The following is a 16,987-nucleotide window of genomic DNA, read 5'->3' as shown; positions in this document are numbered from 1 at the left end:
AAAAACAAAGCCAACCAGACAAGAACTCTCCTGTCCGGTTGACTTTATTATGATCGTATTCTTTAAGGCCGTTCAATCTCGAACATCTCGCCAAGCTTGGAGTATGCATTACCCGCTAGCCGACTAACCGGTTTAAGCGCCGAAGCATCGATATGCCCTCTGTCGTTCGACAAAGCTTCATCAACGTGAAAGCGGACAACCCTTCCAATAAGCAGGTCGCATGCCGGGGAACCTTCGATGCCCCCGAGAGGGATCGCTTGTTCCAGCACGCATTCCATGCGAATCCTGGCTTCGGCGATACCCGGAACGGCGATATTCTCGCTCGCAATAGGGGTTAGTCCCGCAAGGGTAACCTCGCTTTCCTCCGGAGGCAAATTAGCCGCGGTGACGTTAATCTGGCTGATATACGATTCATCGGAGATATGGACGACGAAGGCGCCGTTCTCCATGGCGTTCCTCGCCGTATCCTTATGCTCTCCATTCTTTCTCTGCACGGATACCGAGACCATTGGCGGATTCGCGGTAACGATATTGAAATAACTATACGGCGCCGCGTTCAGCACTCCCGAGCTCGACAGGGTCGTCACGAAAGCGATTGGTCTTGGCAAGATACTTCCAACCAACAGCTTATAGTTATCCCGTTCGCTCAGGCTTGCCGGATCGATGCTCTTCATGGCCGTACCGCGATATTCGCCCTGAACCATTCCGCCGCGGCAACTACCTCGGTGTTGGTTAAGCGATGGCCGAACCGTTCCCAATGAATGGTTACTTCTGCTCCTGCATCCTTAAGCAGCGTATTCAGCTCCTCCGTCTCTTGAGGCTGGCAGATCGGATCGTTCTCCCCGGCGCCGATGAAGATCGGCACTCCCTTTAAGTCGGGCAGGTTAACCCCCCGAATAGGAACCATAGGATGGTGAAGAATCGCTCCCCTTAACGAACCTTCGTAGTGAAACAGCAGGCTTCCGGCAATATTAGCTCCGTTGGAATAGCCGATGGCTACGACGTTAGAACGGTCGAACCCGTACTCCGTGGATGCCTTATCCAGGAAATCTCGGAGCTCCTGCGTCCGGAAGATCAGATCCTCGATGTCGAAGACGCCTTCCGCGAGCCTGCGGAAATACCTTGGCATGCCGTTCTCCAGAACGTTGCCTCTTATGCTCAGTACCGACGACTCCGGTGATACTTCCGCCGCTAGCGGCAGAAGATCGTTCTCCGTCCCCCCGGTTCCGTGGAGAAGAACAAGTACCGGCGCCTTAGGATTCGAACCTTGCTTGAAAATATGCTTCATGATCGATCTCCCTCCAATACTCTCACTTCAATCGGCGGCAATCCCTCTACGATCTGGGCCCGGTGCGCTTCGAACCACTCCGGAAGCATTAGCTTTTCGCCCATCGTTTCGACTGATTCATCATGGGCGAAGCCCGGAGGATCCGTCGCGATCTCGAACAGAATTCCGCCTTCTTCCCGGAAATAGATCGCATTGAAATACTGACGGTCAATGATCGGCGTCGGGTGGAATCCGCCCGATTCCACAAGGCTTCTCCACCGCGCATGGTCTTCGTCGTCTTTCGCGCGCCACGCGATATGGTGTACCGTACCCGCTCCCCCCACTCCGGGCTCCATTGCCGTAGCATTAACGTCGATCAGGTTGCCTAAATCCCCCGTCGCTTGGAACCGGATGAACTCCTCATCGCGGGCGATTTCCTCCATTCCCATTACTTTCGTAAGAACCGAGGCGGTCCTTTCCGGTGCGGTGCTGAATAGAACGGCGCCTCCGAAGCCTTTAATCGCTTTGTCCGCGGGTACGCCCCCGAACTCCCATTTGCTAGCGGGCCCTTCCTCTCTTTCGACGAGTTCCAATCGCAGTCCATCGGGATCAGAAACTTGAACGAGCGATTCGCCGAACCTCGTAGCCAGAGTCATTGGAACGTTAAACTTCTCGAAGCGCGTTTTCCAGAATTCAAGGCTTCCCGAAGGAACGACGTAGGTGGTGATGCCCACCTGACCGCCGCCTATCCGTCCTTGGCGCGAAGTTACCCACGGGAAGAAGGTGATGATCGTCCCCGGGCTGCCCGCTTCATTGCCGAAGTACAAGTGGTACACCTCAGGCGCATCGAAGTTGATCGTCTTTTTTACCATCCTAAGCCCCAATACCCCGGAATAAAAGTCTACCGTAGCTTGTGCATGTCTTACGAATGCGGTGACGTGGTGAATACCAGCTGTTTTTTGTTCCATTTTAATCCATCTCCTCTAGTATATTAATTAAAGATTCTTTACTTAAAGATATAAAGCGTTCGGATCCGAGTTATCTAAGCTTTATGTTATCCCAACTCCGCTACTTGAATCCCTCTTCCGCGTACTTGCCTAGCTTCTTAAGCAACTTGCTTGCGATCTTCTTCTCTTCCGCGGTAAGTCCGTTGACGGACCGAGCAATAACCTCTGCATGCTTGGGGAACACTTCTTCCATCAAGTTCTTGCCCGCATCGGTTATTTCTGCAAAGATTAATCGTCTATCCTCTAACGACGCCCGGCGTTTCACGAGATTTTTCTCTTCCAGCTTATCCATGACATAAGTAATGTTGCCGCTGCTCATGAGCACTTTGCCGCCGATTTGCTGCAAGGGCTGAGGACCTTTGTGATAAAGGAGCTCGAGAACTCCGAACTCGGTACGGTTCATGCCGTATTGCTTGATATCCCGGTCGGCATGAGCGTTGATCCACTGACTCGCCCGGTTAAGCGCTATGAACAGGTCTAATGAATCTTCGTTATGGTTTGACACGCACGCTGCCTCCTTTCAATGATCACCGGCTGGCGATCAAATCTCTTAAATTTAAGATAATACAATTCGAAACGAATGTCAAGCGGATAAAAAAGAAAAAGACACCCCATCGGAATGAGGTGTCCATGAAGCATCTTACGATCCCTTAGAATCCAGGGAATTCGGACAGTTCGGACATTCGCAAGAAGAACGCGGCCAACGACAAAAGGGTTAGTATTATTGCCGGGAACATGAGCTTAACCGGGTCCTTTACCCGAGCGTGCGCCAGAGTAGCCCCGATCATCATAGCTCCGAGCCATAATCCGCCTGCAGCCGCCCAGCTAGGTTCCCAGAAACCGATAATAAGCGCCGTTACGCCTACCCATTGGACCAATCCGGTAACTACGCGAAACCATTGCGGCAGCTTCAGGTGGTTAAAGCTGTCTACTTGCATTTTCATGCCCGAGATTTTCGTGAGACCCGACATAAAGAAAGCCGCGGCCAGTAATGCTTGCAATACGATTGATACGATGTCCATGAATGGATCTCCTCTCTATATACTGAGCTTATTTTAAGCACAGTATGTACCAAGATAAAGTGCAGTCAACATTGTAGTTAACTGCACCTACTGTAAGCACATATTATAACGTACAGTTACGGAAGTCAATCCCCAATAATAAGCCGGCAATCGTATGTCCTCTTAGATACTCTAACGATCGATTCTCGGCTTTATTCAAGATTTCGGCTAGAGTATTGTCCAACTGCTCGCCTTCCGCGCCGCATTCCGAGTTATCCGCGATCTCGGTGCCGTCGCATTTCACTGCCAAGTATACATCGGCTAACGTAATTTGGTCAGCCGGCACCTTCAAGCTATAACCGCCTTCACGGCCTTCGCGAGCTTCTACGAGACCGGATTGCGCTAAAGTAGCCAATACTCTCCTCATGAAGGTCGCATGCGAATTGACCTGATCGGCAATGGCGGCGCTGGATAGGAAGCTCCCGCTTTTGGCAAGCCATACTAAACTATGGACGGCAATCGTGAAACGCGGCGGACCGATCTGGTTTCCCCGATTCGATGTGTTCATGAGCTCACCCCTTATCTATCCATTGTACCCCTGCGAAACGCGGCTTCGCAAGAAAGAGGGTGATGTCGAGACCTATAGAGTAGCTTTCCGAGATAAATTAATGTCCTGCGAATGCGTTCAGCATCCAAGCGTGTTTTTCCAATCCGGTCTTAATGCCAAGCAGCAGATCCGCCGTATCTTCGTCGTCGAAAGACTCGGCAATCTTGATCCCCTGTCTCAGCTCCAAAGCCAACTGGGCGAAGTCGCTCGCGATAGATGTCGTCATTTGTTCGGCCGTCTCCTCACCGGTTGCTTCCTTGACGGACGATAGACGCAAGCTTTCCAATAGCGTTGCTACCGGGCTCCCGCCCACCGCAAGCAGCCGTTCCGCCAATACGTCGATATGCGTAGCCGCTTCGGTGTAGAGTTCCTCGAATTTTGCATGCAGCGTAAAAAATTGAGGACCTTTCACGTACCAATGGTAGTTGTGAAGCTTCGTGTGCAATACGTTCCAATTGGCGATCTGTTGGTTGAGTACCGCGCTAACGGTCATCGTGTCGGTGTTCATATCGATCTCTCCTTTAATTTAGACTTAATCTAAATATAAATCTATCATAGCAGGAGAGATCGACCGAATCATGAACATAGCATGAAGGTTCGATGAAGATTTGATGAAGGCGCGAAAATAGTCCGCCGTAGAGCCGCCGCTAAGGGATAACGCCCTCCTTCTGCGGAGTCTCGTTCGACTTGCAGAGACTTATTTTCTCCACTTTGAGCAAGTACTTCCGCCCCCTCAGCCGCTTTGCGGACGTGTCATTGAACCACAGGGAGATTCGACCGAAGAGGGTAGAGTTAGTAAAGTTTCGTTACTATCCCGGCTAGATTCGACCGAAGAGGGTAGAGTTAGTAAAGTTTCGTTACTATCTCGGCTCGATTCGACTGCAGAGGACGGAGTTAGTAAAGTTTCGTTACTATCTCGGCTCGATTCGATTGCGGAGGACGGAGTTAGTAAATTTTCGTTACTATCTCGGCTCGATTCGATTGCGGAGGACGGAGTTAGTAAGTTTTCGTTACTATCTCAGGGAGATTCGACCGCGGAGGGTGGAGTTAGTTCAGAGCGCGGAGATAGTCTCCAGGCTTGTACAATCCGTGCGCCGTATCCGCAGCGCGCTTCCTATCCGTATTGAACCTCGCACCGGCTTCCGAGCGGAATAATCTCCGAAAGGTACCATCGAATAAGCTCCTTCTCTATTCCCGTTAATGTATTGGTCGTGTGTACATTGAAATGAAGCGTTCCCGTATTAAAGTCGTACCTGCTGAACGTCATTCCGCCGCTCCCCAGCATGGTGTTAATAAACGCGACGATGCCGTACTGGTCCAAATCTCTCTTCATAGCCGTTTGCACGATCGTATCGGGCAACTCGCATTCCCTTGGAACGCCATCCGCTTGAACCATGGAATAAGCTTTAATCTGATAACAGACATGCGGAGGCAGATATCCGGACACAAACCGCTTTAACGTATCGACGTCGCTATCAGGCAGCTGCAAGTCTTCATTCCATGCATATAAAGTGGCCTGATTCCTCCCACTCGTATGAACTCTCACGTATCTGAGCTGCGGATGATGCTTCTTGATTAAATATTCGGACAGCAAACGCGTTCCCATCGCTATCGCCCCCTACTTCATGGTATAGGACTATACATGGTTGCGCTTACATTATATTCGGCTCTTTTATATCCTATTCGCGCGAACTATTTTCGGAAAATGCTCCGTCTAGCCCTGAGGAACAAGAAGATTGCGCATGAACAGCCAACTAAGCAGAGGCGAGCTTCCCACGACGAGCATCATGACATTGATAACGCCCGGCGCATGGCTGAAGATGAGCGTTGTAATGAAGATCGCCATTCCGGTAATCCTGCCTATGTTCAGCGCCAACTCCCTCATGACCACGTACTCCACCCGCTGCTTGGCGCTTTCCTCGTCCGACCCGATAAGATCGAACACCGACGAAGTCATCGGGATGGAAAATAACGGAGTGAATAGCGCGGCCCCGATACCGAAAATCAATAAAGTGAAGAAGGTAACGCCTGTAAAAAAGGGGAGTATAACGGCGGTCATAACGATCGTTCCGATAAGCATCCCCCTTCTGCGCCAAGCCGGCTTCAGCCATTTTCCCACCGCAAAGAAGCTGACGAAGGACACGGCCGATACGATCAAGGCATAATTGCCTAACTTCCACTCGCTGCCGGTACTTATATAGACCAATAAACCGATCATGAGGCCAAAGACGCTTTCGCGGACTCCTTGCGCGGCAAGCGCTCCGAATACCGGTCGCCAAGGCGATCTCCGCTTACCCAACGTACGAAGCGTTAAGCGCCAATCATAGCAACCTTCCGTTTTCCTATTGCGAACCCAGAAGCTTACACCCATTCCCGCCATGAATACGAGCAAGGATAGGAGGAAAATAAGGCGATAACCTCTCCCGCCACCCATGGAAGCAATGATGGCGCCCGAGCTCCATGGCACGATCATCCCGACAAACGAGCTGAATACGCCCGTCATGCCGTTGAACCGATCCCGGTTCCTCGCATTCGTCAGCTCGAAATAGATCACGTTAAACGCCAGCCAGAACAACCCGTTCGCCACTCCTTGCACGATGCCGAGCAGAATTAAGTAGTGGAACGCATTCTTTCCCAGGAGAAGGACGATCGCGTAGAATGCGGCGGATACTCCGATCCCGAGCCTAAGGCAGATCATTTTGTTCCCTTCCTTGACCCCGTTGCCCGCGATCCAGAAGGTCAACCCCATGGAAATATGACTTAGCAACGTAAACCAACCAAGGATTACGAAGTCGTTCGTCGCTTTCCAGATGTATACACCAAGATAAGTGGCCGATAGCGCCGTTGCCATGATGAACAACACGTTCACCGTTAGCAATAAAACCGTCTGACCGTCTAACTTACCCTTGACCTGATCTGCTTCGTGACTCCTGTGCATGCGTATCCCCTTTGAACGGTATTTTTTCAAATACCGTCTTAAACTACCCCAAAAAGCGCTAGGCCAATCCCCCTTTTTTCCTGCTTGTCCTACTGGCCAGGAACACGCCGCCCAGAATGATGACTAGTCCCGCTAACATGTTCCAGTTAATCACTTCGTCAAGCAAAGTGTAGCCCCAAATCAACGCCGTGCCCGGAACCAGATAAGTAACCATGGAGGCAAACTCCGCGCTTCCCTTCTGAACCATGTAATAGAACAATATGTAAGCAAAGCCCGAGCCGAAGGCCCCTAATCCGAGGATCATGGGAAGATTCGCAGCGGATACGATGTCGGTCACGGAAACCGATTCCGTCGTGAAGGCCATGCTTCCGCTGGCGACCACGCTCGTCAGCAAGGTGCCGAAGCTAATCTGATACATGGAATATCCGGTAAGAAGCCGTTTGGAAAGCTGCGATCCGATAGCGTAGCAGAACGTGGCCGCCATCATGCAGATAAGCCCAAGATGATTGACGGATACGAACGTTCCCGGCTTGATGCCGAGAAGAACAAGCAGTCCGATCGTGGCAACGCCGACGCCGATCCACTGATTGCGGCTGGATTCGCTTCGGAACAAAACGATGCCGACGACGATCGTCCACACCGGGGTAGTGGCATTCAGAATGGACGCCATGCTGCTCGTCAGATGGGTCTCGCTGAAGGCAATGAGAGACCATGGGATGGCGGTATTGATCAATGCCATCACGACCATCGGCATCCACGGGATCGATCGGAAACCGAACGGCTTCTTGAATAGAAGCATAATGAGCACAACGACAAAGAGCCCGCAGCCCGATCGCAGGAAAGAGATCGTCCACGGACCGAAATCGTGAAGCAGCACCTTGATAAAATAAAACGACCCGCCCCAAATGAGGCTTAGAAGAATGAGGGCAACATAAACTAGACGCGGCACTGGAGGTCCTTCTTCCGTGTTATAGGTACGTCTAGTATAACCTTCTCTTGCTAGGGTCGCTATACGGGATCTTTTCGCGCATTCTTTAATCAAACTTCGAAGTTGGATTTCAATCCCGCCCGGAACTTTGGTAAAATAGCCTCAAGGAGCTGAGCGTCGCATGAAAAAAGAGATCATAGAGAGATTCAAAACTTACGTGCAAGTCGATACGCAATCCAATGAAAGCAGCCAGACCTGTCCGACTACGGAAGGACAGTTAACGCTTGGACGAATGCTGGTGGACGAGTTGAAACAGATCGGCATGGAGGATGTGACCATAGACGCTAACGGTTACGTCATGGCCACATTGCTCGCCAACACGGATAAACCCGTTCCGACGATCGGATTCCTGGCGCACATCGATACGGCAACCGATTTCACGGGCGAAGGCGTTAATCCTCAGATCGTCGAAGACTACGACGGCGGGGACATCGTCCTCAATCAAGCGCAGAATATCGTGCTGTCTCCGAGGGACTTCCCCGAGCTTGCCGACTATAAGGGACAGACTCTTATCACGACGGACGGCACGACATTGCTCGGCGCCGACGACAAAGCGGGCATGACCGAGATTATGACCGCAATGGCTTACTTAATCCAGCATCCGGAGATCAAGCACGGCCGCGTCCGGGTCGCTTTCACACCGGACGAAGAAATCGGAAGAGGACCGCACCGTTTCGACGTAGCCGCGTTTGACGCCAGCTATGCTTACACGATGGACGGCGGACCGCTTGGAGAGCTGCAATACGAGAGCTTCAACGCGGCTGCAGCGCGAATTACCTGTACGGGCAAAATCGTTCACCCCGGCACGGCCAAAGGCAAGATGGTGAATTCGGCGAAAATAGCGATGGAGATAAACAGCAGATTGCCCGCGGAGGAAGCGCCGGAATATACGGAAGATTACGAGGGATTCTTTCATCTGATCTCGATTAACGGGAACGTGGAGGAGACTAAACTTCATTACCTCATTCGGGATTTCGACCGGGAACGGTTCGAAGAGAGAAAAGCCGAGCTGCGCGGCATCGTGGAGGAATTGCAAGAAACGTACGGGGAACAACGGATCACGCTGGATATCAAGGACCAATACTTCAACATGCGCGAGAAAATCGAGCCGGTGAAGGAAATCGTCGATATCGCCCACCAGGCGATGGTGAACCTCGGCATCCAGCCGATCGTGCGCCCGATACGCGGCGGAACCGACGGCTCCCAGCTGTCGTACATGGGATTGCCGACGCCCAATATCTTCACCGGCGGAGAGAATTACCACGGCCGCTATGAATACGTATCGGTAGACACCATGCTTAAAGCGACAAGCGTGATAATCGAGATCGTTAAGCTTTTCGAGATGAAGTCGGCGGAGGTATAAACCGATATACGTCGAGATCGATGAGGCCGCCCAAGCCGATCTCGACGTTCTCGTTCTCCAGATAGAGCCTCTGCATATAGCGCGATTCCTCTTCTTGGATCGCGATCTGCCCTTTTGCGTTAACGACTCTATGCCAAGGCAGGCCGTGCTTCTCGCTAAGCGAGTGCAAGATTCTGACGACCTGCCTGGCCCCTCTCGGGCTTCCGGCGCACTCCGCGATCTGCCCGTAAGTCATCACGAACCCTTCCGGAATGCTTTTGATAATCTCGACCACTCGTTCCGTAAACGGCTTCATTCGTATGTTTTTCCTCCTGCCCTAAGACAAGTAAGCTCCTGCGGCCGAGCTATAATCGGTCCCCGCTCCTCTATGCCTGCCCTTGCTGCGCCCCGTCGTATCTCTAATGAAGGATAAGGTTACGCAGAGCATGGCAATCAGATAGACGCCGGAGAAAATATAGAACGTTAGCTGAAAAGCAGACTCCGCGTTAAACCATAGGTATGCCATTAACCCCGTGCAGACGACCCACATCACCCAGAGGAAAAAAGCCCTTCGAGAACCGTATCTGCTCATTTTATAACTATAAGACTGCCATTCCCGCGCCGGGTCGATCCGGCAAAGCATCGCCAATTCGGGCTCGATTACCTCCCGCAAATATCTGGCAAGCAGGTCATGCTTCCGGTAACTATGCAGGATCATCAACGTGTAAAAAACCGATAGCATGGGAGCCGCGACTAGTATCAGGTTATAGCTTTCCTCCGCAAAAGCGACCGCGAACAAGAGCGTGAGCATCGTAATCAGATGAATAGCGAACCTGTCCCTTTGCCGCATGCGCAGCTTTATCTCGTTCCTTACATCTTCCCTGACTTTTTCGTAATGGCTAAGCTTCTTATCGTCGTCGCTCTGCAAGGTCGCTTGATGTAGAGTTTCTGTACCGGAATGATCATTCACCGCGTTCTCCCCCAATAGACAGACTTAGTAAGCCTATTCTAGCACATAACCCCATTCGAAAGACTAGAGAACAATAACTGCTAACGGCGTATTCTCCTATTTCCACCAAGTCGAAGCAGGATATGCCGGGGATCCGATTCGAACGACCTCGCCTATCCCGGGCGTAGCTATTGCGGTATTCCGCATAATGGAGGCTTTAACCGCTCGTTCTACGGGATCGTACCAATCATGCAACGCAAGCGTAAAAGCACCCCAGTGAACGGGAATCATGACTTTGCCTCCGACGTCCATATGAGCCTGGACGGTTTCCTCGGGCAACATGTGAATCGCTGCCCAACGTTCGTCATATTGGCCGCATTCCATTAACGTCAGATCAAAGGGGCCGTATTTGTTCCCGATTTCCTTGAAATGCGGCCCGTATCCGCTATCCCCGCTATAGAAAATCTTTGCCTGCCTCCCCTGAATGACCCATGAGCACCATAAGGTCTTGTTACGGTCACCAACGCTTCTTCCCGAGAAATGGCGAGCGGGCGCAGACGCAAGCTTGAGTCCTTCGAACTCCAATTCATCCCACCAATCATGCTCCGTGATGATGGACGGATCTACGCCCCACCTCGTTAAATGAGCAGCGACTCCTAACGGGACGATGAATCTTTTCGCTTTAGTCTTCAGCTTCATGATCGATCCGTAATCCAGATGGTCGTAATGATCATGAGAAATCAGTATCGCGTCGATGGAAGGGAGCTGGTCGATCTCGATCGGCAATCGATCGCTGTAGCGTTTCCCTCCGAATATCGGAAATGGAGACGGCGTACGGCCTAGCATCGGGTCGATGAAAATCGTTTTGCCATCTAAGCGGAGCAGGATCGCGGAGTGGCCAAACCACGTAACCGACGGCAGCTCGTCGGTTTGAAGCCGATCTGCGTCTAGGAGCTGAGATTGCAGGGGAGTCGATGGTTTTCCCTTTGGATTCCCTTTAATGAATTCGAAGATGACTTTGGCCGTCGTTAGCGGGTTAAGATTCATGACCGTAGGAATTTGATTCACGAAAATCCCATTGGCGCGATTAGCGGATTGGTTTATTCGCTGCAAGCTCCCATGCGAGGCTCTTCCCCCTAGTGGAGGATAAAATTTGACGACGAGAACCCCTGCGACGATTATAATGGCGATTATGGCTAGTATGGTCATTAACATTTTCCGATTCAACCTCTTCCGTTATTGTTCGACAGCCAGCCACGCTTGCAGGTAGTCCGTGACGGTCAATATGACAGTTTCATTACTGTGGAATTCGTCGTTGCTGAGCTAATGGGCTAGCCGCTTAATCCATTACGATGAAATATATCGTTATTCCTGTTGACGCTACCCGAAAGGTGGAATAATTACGATGAAATACATCGTACTTTCGTCAGAAATCGGTAGCTTCAAGGAGAATTCAATCACATTACGATGTTTATCATCGCTATTAACCTAATCTTTGCTTGGAACTAGGTGAATAACGATTTTTATCATCGTTATTCACTGTCGTTCATACAGGGGATCTAGTCGCTCCTGAGCTAACGGGATAGCTATATACATTTAACTATAGACCATACGTGATTAGGTCGGAAACGTTTCATGGACTCGAGAGGAGGGATAGCTGTGCTCCATTTCGTAAACGGAGGGAAGGGGAAAATTTACGGCGAAATTCTGGTTTGGAGAGAGCTTTGCACGGAAGTTCGGAAGTACAGAAGTACGGAAGATGCGGATATGAGGAAATCTCTGGATGAATCGATCTATGGCTGGGCGGCGTTCGCTTGCTTGGAAAGGAGAACGTCTGGCGCTGGCGGCCAGACGTTCTCCGTCATTCTCCTATCTTAGGAATGGAAGCTCAGCACGTCGCTCCATCTCCACTGCTGATAGAAATTAGCCCCTAAGTCGATATTCTTGATGTAAATAGAGGGTTGCTTGCCGCTTCGGCCCGACAACAACACATTGGCGATGCTTTGGTTCGATCTCACCCAAGCTAACCGGTCTACGCGCTGAAGGAATTGAGGGTTAAAGTCTCCAAAGCGCTTGGGCGGCTCGGTGATCGGCTTGTCTCGGCGGCCTTGGAGCTTAATCTCCACAAGCTTAGGAAGATCTGGAGCTTGGGCTGCCGAACCGTCGGATGGCTTCCGTTCCTTGGCCCGGGACACCACGACATGCTGCATGCCCTCCCAAGTAAAACTCTGATCCACGTAACCCGCCGGGGTGTAAGTAACCGGCTTTCCTTCTGGCGCCTCAAGTACCCTTAGCTGCTTGTTGCTAGTCGCTTCCCTACCCACGCCTCCGATGTATGCCAGCCTATCCTTCCGATCGGACCACTTAAACCAGTCCTTGTTATTAGCCATCCGATCGACCTTCCTGAAGAATGCTCCGTCGGCGGACAATAGGACCAAGGTGTTGCTATCTGCCGACAACGAAGCGGTAGGCGTAGCCAAGAAAGCCATCCAACGTCCGGAGGGCGAGAATTTGAATTCACTCGTACCCACGGCGAAGAAATCGTCGGATTGCTTAGGCAGCACGTACAAGGTTTTCACTCGGTTCGGTTCGTTTAAAGGAATTTCAAGAATAGGAACTGGCGTCCATCCCTCCGGGAGCAGCTCCGCGGCGCCCGAAGCGACGAAGCCGTTACCATTAGGCAACCATGAGTAATTGCTGATTCCATTGGCGGCTTCCATTTGTTCATCCGGCTTGTCCGGCCTGACCCAGACCAGCTTCCGATCAAGCAGGAAAGCGAGTCTGTTCCTATCTGGAGACCACTGGAAATTGCTTCCTCCCCGCTCGGACACGAGCTCGCTTTTTCCCGTCGGAACATGCCACACCCTGAGCTCCTGCTCATCTTCTCCCCTCGCGTAGGCGATCCATTCTCCGTCGAAGGACCACTTCGGATTGCGAACGTTATCCCCTTTGGTCAGCTGTTGCTCGATTCCGCCGGCCTTCATCCATAGATCTCCACCCCGAACGAACGCCGCTTTAAGGGATGCCGCCGGCTTGGCGGAAACCGTAAGCGGGAGTCCCAGCATGATACATAGCGATAATGCCGCCAGTACTAGGCAAATTTTCTTCATGGCTCTCATGCTCTGTCTCCTCTGAAGTTGGTTTATTGGTTGGAACACGTTCTACTTTTTCCTCCGGTTGGTAAATTTATACGGCTGCCCTCTCCGCTGAGACAACAAAAAACCCGCAAGGGCTGCCGATTCTAATGAATGGCAACTCCTGCGGGTTTGTTGCTTGCGCTAACGATCGTCCTTAAACGACGATCTCTTGGATATGAATATGGCGGGCTTGGCTAAGATCAATGAACTTGTCATCTACTTTGACCAAGGGGTGCGTATCGTCGTGCGGGTTAATGTATACGACTTCTCCCCATCTGCCATCCGATAGCTTTACTTTGCTGCCGATCAAGTGCCGGATCATCATTTTCAGGAACACCGAAACGACCTTGGGGTCGAGCTCGCCGAAGGAGCCCTTGCGCATCTCATTGACGATCTCATGGAACGGAAGCGGTTCATGATACGGTCGCTTGGAGGACATCGCGTGAAACACGTCGGCCACCGCTACGATTCGGCTGAATGGATCTATCTCGTGTTCTTTAAGCCCGTTAGGGTATCCTTTCCCGTCTAACCGCTCATGGTGTTGCAAGGCAATGAGAGCAACCCGCGGGTCCAATCCCGCGGTTTCCTTAAGAATCTCGTACCCGTATGTCGTATGGCGCTTAACCTCTTCGAATTCTTCCGCGGTCAGCTTGCCTGGCTTCATTAGGATATCGTCCGAGACGTGGATTTTCCCGACGTCGTGCAGCGTTGCGGCCATGGACAATAGAGTCAAGTCCGAATCGTTCAGCTTCATCCACTTTCCGATGAGCGTTGACAACACGCCGACACCGATATTGTGCTGATGGGTATACTCGTCCTTAGCTTTAACGGATTCGAACAGTTGAAACACGTCGGGATGCGCGGATACCTGGTGCACGATGGGGAGAAGCTCATTCGTAATTTCATCTAACGGCAGCCTATTCTCGGACTTCACCTGGTCGAACAATTGCTTGGAGTAACCCGCAGCTTGCCGGACTAGCGCCGCAGTCGATAGGGGTGCGGCTTCCGCCCGTTCGCCCATAATAAGAATTTCGGATTCATGAATATGATGCTGCTCGAGGAGGCGAATGTAACCTTCGTCAATAGTAACCCGGGCAGGAACCAGAAGGAGACCCGCTGAATTCAAGACATCGTGCTTCGATTTCTTGCCAAGTAAATTGTCTAGAGACAAGTTCTCCGTCAACTCCGCTCTGTTGTTCCGTATGATTTAGCCTGCTTTTACAGAATATACCTCATTGATTGTCATAATTCTACAATATTTTTTTATGATTTCCGAAGCAGTTCCCGAACCAAGGTCAACGCGGAGCCGAATCGGGATGCGCGTCCGTGCTTGCGTACGTGATTATAGTCCGTCAGGATAACCCCGGCGTCTTGAACGGAATAAGAGAAGTCTTCATCCAGCATCAGCTTGTATTCCCATACCCGCTTCTCCCAGTGCGGCACCTGCTCAAGCATGCAGGCATCCTCCACTGCCGGGTGAATATAAGTTTCGCTAATTCCATCCGGAAGATCGTACATTTTCGCAATCATGGACTGTTTAAATCCCTCGTACGTCTCTCCTTCTTCAATATGAAAAGAATGAGACAGCAAATAGTCGGGGATGGCCACGCCAAGCACGCCCGCTAGAGAAGATGCCTTGGCGACGACGCTTTCTACTCCGGGAATGGCGGCTAGCAGAGGATCCTTGGCATGAACTTTGCGAAACAACCGGAACGGTAAATCCCATTTCGCGCATTGTTTCAAAACCTGAGGGATGTGGCTTCTTCCGGTAGCCATGCCGTACAAGCTTCCCATATGATTGTCGGCATGGGTCAATCGGATTCCATATCGCCGAGCCGCCTCGTATTGGGCCGCAAGCTCCTTTATGACGGCTCCCGTGTCGGCATGACGTTCGAAAGCTTCGACCGTCTTATGCATAAAGCCGCTCTCATCGTGCAGCGATGGATGACCCGTTAGGCTGCTCCACCGGATGGCATCGAACTCGCTTGTCAGAGTCAAGTGAAGTCCGATATTCGCTTGCCCTCTCCGCCGGATCCACTCGGCGGCTTCTTCGAATCCCGGAGCCGGAGCCATGATCGTCGCCGACGAGACTTTGCGTTCCTCGAGCAGGTGCATGATCGCTCGGTTCATCGGCTGGCTTTGTCCGAAATCGTCGCAATTAATGATGAGATACCTAGCGTTCATCCGTAGGCTTCCTCTCTATCTTAACGAACAAGGATAGGATGATGGATATGACCAGGAGGCCGCATGGAACGACGCTGATCAAGTAACGGAAGGTCGATTCCGGATCCGGTCCCGGATTATCGCCGCTCTCGTATCCGAAGATGATACCGACGACGAGAAAAGCAAGGGCGGAAATCAGTCCGCTAGAGCGCGTGATAAAGCCGCCGACGGCCGTGTAGATCCCTTCTCGCGGGCTGCCCGTCTTAACGAAGTCCTGATCGATGATCATACTGTTAATGATCGGCGGCGTAACAAGGAAACCCGCTAATCCGAAGCCGACCAATATGCCCGCGAGGATCCCGCTCAGGAGGCTCGTTCCGAACCACAGCGGAATAACGGACAGCGCGTACGCCACGAACGACAATCTCCATGCCTTTAACGGATCCATCTTGCGAATCAACCAGAACCAGACGGCTACGAGCGGGATGACCGAGACGAAGATGGCGGCTAGCAGGATGGCGTTCTGTTCCTCGGGAATCTTCAGTACGTATTTGGCGTAAAAGGGAATCATCGAGCTGAGCAAGCCGTTGACGGTTTGGGCGAAGGAGTTGGCGATGTTGACCGTCCAGAAGGTTTTGTTCTTCAAGGTTTCCCGGAACGCTTCTTTGAAACCGAGTTGAGGAGCCTGGACGGCTTCCTGGTCTTCCTTCACGTTGCGCAGGAATATAAGCATCAGTACGCCAAAGACCACCGCGTAGATGATCGACATATTACTGAAGCCCATCGCATTGAACAAGACCGGCGTAAGGGCCGTTCCGATCAGAAGCGCGACGATCTGGAAACCCTGCTGTACCGCGGACGCCTTGGCGCGAAGACGATCGCCCTTGAATAATTCGGGGAAGAGAGCACCGTAGTTGACCCATATTACGGTAGCTACCGCTTCGAAAAAGACAAGCGCGATAATGACCCATGTGAACAAGCCCGTCTCCGACAAACCTTGCGGCGGGGAGAATACCATGACGAACGACAGCATGAAGAGCGGAGTCGCCCCGAAGATCCACGGTCGTCTGCGACCGTACTTCGTGTTCGTCCGATCCGACCAATAGCCGAATAACGGTTGGTTAACCGCATCCCAGATAAGAAAAATCGTACGCGCCAGAGTGAACAAGCCAAGGCTAAGCCCGAGAGTATCCACGTAATAATAGCTGTAGAAGGAGCTGAAGGCTTGACTCGGAATCATCATGGCCAGCATCCCGATTGCGTACATCATCGGGGAATTCAGGTACCTTTTCCTCATGTTATACCCTCCGCCATGTCGTTAAGAATGAATGCTCTTCTATTCTCTTTCATGTATGCGTTTTCCTTCTTGGAACAAACCAAAAGGAGCCTACTTCAGTCTATGACCGTCGCAGACTCCTTACCTTATTTTTTCATTATTTTCCGGACGTTCTCGGCGAACATTAATCTCTCAAAAACTCCTCCAAACGAGATTTGACGTCGGGCCTTCGATATGCCCGGCTTCCATTGGCATTAATTCTACTTTATGACCTGTTATTACGATTGGTTTCACTTCCACTGCGCATCCGTC

19 protein-coding genes are annotated in these 16,987 nt (G+C 51.6%); 2 read left to right on the top strand and 17 right to left on the bottom strand.

Annotation, left to right across the window (positions count from 1 at the left end; translation table 11 throughout):
- Positions 1-62: 62 nt before the first annotated feature.
- From E2980_RS16090 to E2980_RS16045, 10 genes are all read right to left on the bottom strand, one after another.
- Positions 63-674, bottom strand: a complete 612-nt coding sequence (locus E2980_RS16090) for a flavin reductase family protein (RefSeq protein WP_135153209.1) — start codon at positions 672-674, stop codon at positions 63-65.
- A complete protein-coding gene (locus E2980_RS16085) occupies positions 671-1,288 on the bottom strand; it encodes an alpha/beta hydrolase (protein ID WP_135153191.1) in 618 nt (205 codons plus the stop codon). Before E2980_RS16085 ends, E2980_RS16090 begins: the two co-directional genes overlap by 4 nt.
- On the bottom strand, positions 1,285-2,235 hold the full coding sequence (locus E2980_RS16080; RefSeq protein WP_135153190.1) for a ring-cleaving dioxygenase: 951 nt from the start codon (positions 2,233-2,235) through the stop codon (positions 1,285-1,287). Before E2980_RS16080 ends, E2980_RS16085 begins: the two co-directional genes overlap by 4 nt.
- A 100-nt stretch (positions 2,236-2,335) precedes the next feature.
- On the bottom strand, positions 2,336-2,779 hold the full coding sequence (locus E2980_RS16075; RefSeq protein ID WP_240703055.1) for a MarR family winged helix-turn-helix transcriptional regulator: 444 nt from the start codon (positions 2,777-2,779) through the stop codon (positions 2,336-2,338).
- A gap of 145 nt (positions 2,780-2,924) precedes the next feature.
- The gene (locus E2980_RS16070; RefSeq protein ID WP_135153189.1) at positions 2,925-3,296 is read right to left on the bottom strand and encodes a DoxX family protein; all 372 of its coding nucleotides are present in this window, start codon (positions 3,294-3,296) and stop codon (positions 2,925-2,927) included.
- A gap of 103 nt (positions 3,297-3,399) precedes the next feature.
- Entirely contained in the window at positions 3,400-3,843 is a 444-nt protein-coding gene (locus E2980_RS16065) for an Rrf2 family transcriptional regulator (protein WP_135153188.1), read from the bottom strand.
- Between the two features lie 97 nt (positions 3,844-3,940).
- Positions 3,941-4,390: a Dps family protein gene (locus tag E2980_RS16060; protein WP_135153187.1), complete on the bottom strand. Its 450-nt coding sequence runs from the start codon at positions 4,388-4,390 to the stop codon at positions 3,941-3,943.
- Positions 4,391-4,996: 606 nt separating this feature from the next.
- Positions 4,997-5,488 carry a hypothetical protein gene (locus E2980_RS16055; protein WP_135153186.1) on the bottom strand — a complete coding sequence of 164 codons (492 nt, stop codon included), beginning with the start codon at positions 5,486-5,488 and terminating at the stop codon, positions 4,997-4,999.
- 108 nt (positions 5,489-5,596) lie between these two features.
- Complete coding sequence (locus E2980_RS16050; protein WP_135153185.1) at positions 5,597-6,820, bottom strand: MFS transporter; 1,224 nt, start codon at positions 6,818-6,820, stop codon at positions 5,597-5,599.
- A 58-nt stretch (positions 6,821-6,878) separates the two neighbouring features.
- Positions 6,879-7,769 (bottom strand): DMT family transporter, encoded by an 891-nt coding sequence (locus E2980_RS16045; RefSeq protein ID WP_135153184.1) that lies wholly within the window; start codon positions 7,767-7,769, stop codon positions 6,879-6,881.
- Between the two features lie 160 nt (positions 7,770-7,929).
- Between E2980_RS16045 and pepT the strand changes: the two genes are divergently transcribed.
- Positions 7,930-9,171 (top strand): peptidase T, encoded by a 1,242-nt coding sequence (gene pepT / locus E2980_RS16040; RefSeq protein WP_135153183.1) that lies wholly within the window; start codon positions 7,930-7,932, stop codon positions 9,169-9,171.
- Here the strand turns inward: pepT and E2980_RS16035 are convergent.
- From E2980_RS16035 to E2980_RS16025, 3 genes are all read right to left on the bottom strand, one after another.
- Positions 9,137-9,466 (bottom strand): MGMT family protein, encoded by a 330-nt coding sequence (locus tag E2980_RS16035; protein ID WP_135153182.1) that lies wholly within the window; start codon positions 9,464-9,466, stop codon positions 9,137-9,139. The genes pepT and E2980_RS16035 overlap by 35 nt on opposite strands.
- Before the next feature lie 21 nt (positions 9,467-9,487).
- Positions 9,488-10,120: a hypothetical protein gene (locus E2980_RS16030; protein ID WP_135153181.1), complete on the bottom strand. Its 633-nt coding sequence runs from the start codon at positions 10,118-10,120 to the stop codon at positions 9,488-9,490.
- 96 nt (positions 10,121-10,216) lie between these two features.
- Positions 10,217-11,146, bottom strand: coding sequence for an MBL fold metallo-hydrolase (locus tag E2980_RS16025; protein WP_420808654.1), 930 nt, complete (start codon positions 11,144-11,146; stop codon positions 10,217-10,219).
- A gap of 612 nt (positions 11,147-11,758) precedes the next feature.
- Between E2980_RS16025 and E2980_RS16020 the strand changes: the two genes are divergently transcribed.
- A complete protein-coding gene (locus tag E2980_RS16020; RefSeq protein ID WP_135153180.1) occupies positions 11,759-11,977 on the top strand; it encodes a hypothetical protein in 219 nt (72 codons plus the stop codon).
- On the opposite strand, the gene E2980_RS16015 is transcribed toward E2980_RS16020, so the two are convergent.
- From E2980_RS16015 to E2980_RS16000, 4 genes are all read right to left on the bottom strand, one after another.
- Positions 11,974-13,218 (bottom strand): alpha/beta hydrolase, encoded by a 1,245-nt coding sequence (locus E2980_RS16015; RefSeq protein ID WP_135153179.1) that lies wholly within the window; start codon positions 13,216-13,218, stop codon positions 11,974-11,976. The two genes, E2980_RS16020 and E2980_RS16015, sit on opposite strands and share 4 nt — an antisense overlap.
- A gap of 172 nt (positions 13,219-13,390) precedes the next feature.
- Complete coding sequence (locus E2980_RS16010) at positions 13,391-14,407, bottom strand: HD-GYP domain-containing protein (protein ID WP_135153178.1); 1,017 nt, start codon at positions 14,405-14,407, stop codon at positions 13,391-13,393.
- A gap of 92 nt (positions 14,408-14,499) precedes the next feature.
- Entirely contained in the window at positions 14,500-15,420 is a 921-nt protein-coding gene (locus E2980_RS16005; protein WP_135153177.1) for a polysaccharide deacetylase family protein, read from the bottom strand.
- On the bottom strand, positions 15,410-16,696 hold the full coding sequence (locus tag E2980_RS16000) for an MFS transporter (protein ID WP_135153176.1): 1,287 nt from the start codon (positions 16,694-16,696) through the stop codon (positions 15,410-15,412). The genes E2980_RS16005 and E2980_RS16000 overlap by 11 nt, the downstream gene beginning before the upstream one ends.
- Positions 16,697-16,987 lie beyond the last annotated feature (291 nt).

The organism is Cohnella luojiensis (assembly GCF_004564235.1).
Taxonomy (GTDB): domain Bacteria; phylum Bacillota; class Bacilli; order Paenibacillales; family Paenibacillaceae; genus Cohnella; species Cohnella luojiensis.
Note: the sequence above shows the minus strand (reverse complement) of the source record. Positions and strands in the feature narration are given on the sequence as shown.

What these genes read in the sequence shown, in the direction of transcription:
- E2980_RS16090 (WP_135153209.1), bottom strand. Translation starts at nt 674, where the DNA reads ATGAAGAGCATCGATCCGGCAAGCCTGAGCGAACGGGATAACTATAAG.
- E2980_RS16085 (WP_135153191.1), bottom strand. Translation starts at nt 1,288, where the DNA reads ATGAAGCATATTTTCAAGCAAGGTTCGAATCCTAAGGCGCCGGTACTT.
- E2980_RS16080 (WP_135153190.1), bottom strand. Translation starts at nt 2,235, where the DNA reads ATGGAACAAAAAACAGCTGGTATTCACCACGTCACCGCATTCGTAAGA.
- E2980_RS16070 (WP_135153189.1), bottom strand. Translation starts at nt 3,296, where the DNA reads ATGGACATCGTATCAATCGTATTGCAAGCATTACTGGCCGCGGCTTTC.
- E2980_RS16065 (WP_135153188.1), bottom strand. Translation starts at nt 3,843, where the DNA reads ATGAACACATCGAATCGGGGAAACCAGATCGGTCCGCCGCGTTTCACG.
- E2980_RS16060 (WP_135153187.1), bottom strand. Translation starts at nt 4,390, where the DNA reads ATGAACACCGACACGATGACCGTTAGCGCGGTACTCAACCAACAGATC.
- E2980_RS16055 (WP_135153186.1), bottom strand. Translation starts at nt 5,488, where the DNA reads ATGGGAACGCGTTTGCTGTCCGAATATTTAATCAAGAAGCATCATCCG.
- E2980_RS16050 (WP_135153185.1), bottom strand. Translation starts at nt 6,820, where the DNA reads ATGCACAGGAGTCACGAAGCAGATCAGGTCAAGGGTAAGTTAGACGGT.
- pepT (WP_135153183.1), top strand. Translation starts at nt 7,930, where the DNA reads ATGAAAAAAGAGATCATAGAGAGATTCAAAACTTACGTGCAAGTCGAT.
- E2980_RS16035 (WP_135153182.1), bottom strand. Translation starts at nt 9,466, where the DNA reads ATGAAGCCGTTTACGGAACGAGTGGTCGAGATTATCAAAAGCATTCCG.
- E2980_RS16025 (WP_420808654.1), bottom strand. Translation starts at nt 11,146, where the DNA reads ATGAATCTTAACCCGCTAACGACGGCCAAAGTCATCTTCGAATTCATT.
- E2980_RS16015 (WP_135153179.1), bottom strand. Translation starts at nt 13,218, where the DNA reads ATGAGAGCCATGAAGAAAATTTGCCTAGTACTGGCGGCATTATCGCTA.
- E2980_RS16005 (WP_135153177.1), bottom strand. Translation starts at nt 15,420, where the DNA reads ATGAACGCTAGGTATCTCATCATTAATTGCGACGATTTCGGACAAAGC.
- E2980_RS16000 (WP_135153176.1), bottom strand. Translation starts at nt 16,696, where the DNA reads ATGAGGAAAAGGTACCTGAATTCCCCGATGATGTACGCAATCGGGATG.